This window comes from Vibrio sp. 1288, from assembly GCF_033344475.1.
Genome location: NZ_JAWPOX010000714.1, coordinates 1 through 623, shown reverse-complemented (window position 1 = coordinate 623; position 623 = coordinate 1). Strand labels below are relative to the sequence as shown.

2 protein-coding genes are annotated in these 623 nt (G+C 41.4%); both read left to right on the top strand.

The window, feature by feature from the left end; translation table 11 throughout:
- Window positions 1-382: DsbE family thiol:disulfide interchange protein (locus R8O11_RS28950; protein WP_318195088.1), on the top strand; the 382-nt coding region annotated here is incomplete at its 5' end.
- Window positions 369-623, top strand: a 255-nt coding sequence (locus R8O11_RS28945) for a cytochrome c-type biogenesis protein CcmH (protein ID WP_318195087.1), incomplete at its 3' end; no start/stop codon positions are given. The genes R8O11_RS28950 and R8O11_RS28945, both read left to right, overlap by 14 nt.

The following is a 623-nucleotide window of genomic DNA, read 5'->3' as shown; positions in this document are numbered from 1 at the left end:
TATCTCTGGAAAAGAGGTCCCTCAGGTGTTGTTTCAAGACAATGGCTATAAGTTGCTGAATGTGTGGGCGTCATGGTGTGGGATCTGTAAGAAAGAACATGACACACTTTTGCAGATAGCGGGTGCGGGAGTGCCGATCATTGGTTTGAATTATCGAGATAATAACTCTGCCGCTCAAAACTACTTGAGCTCTAAAAACAATCCTTATCAAGAAGTGATTAGTGACCCAAATGGCGAATTAGCGGTTGAGCTGGGAGTGATAGGTACACCAGAAACTTATCTTATTGATCAAAATGGCAAGGTTTTGATCAAATATCGGGGAGCAATCACGATCGACAAATGGAACTCAATATTTTCTAGGTATTTTAATGGCGCTATTTAAATATATATTTATTACCGTTTTTGCACTTGCATTATATTCTCCTGTGAGCAATGGGAGTGAAATTAAGCAGAACGTTGATCTTTTTGAATTTCAATCTGTAGAAGTGCAACAACGAGCAACCTCGCTCGCTAAGACATTGCGCTGCCCACAATGCCAAAACCAGAACTTGATTGAGTCCAATGCGCCAGCGGCTAAAGATCTTCGGTTAAAGGTCTATACGATGGTCAATGAAGGTAGCTCC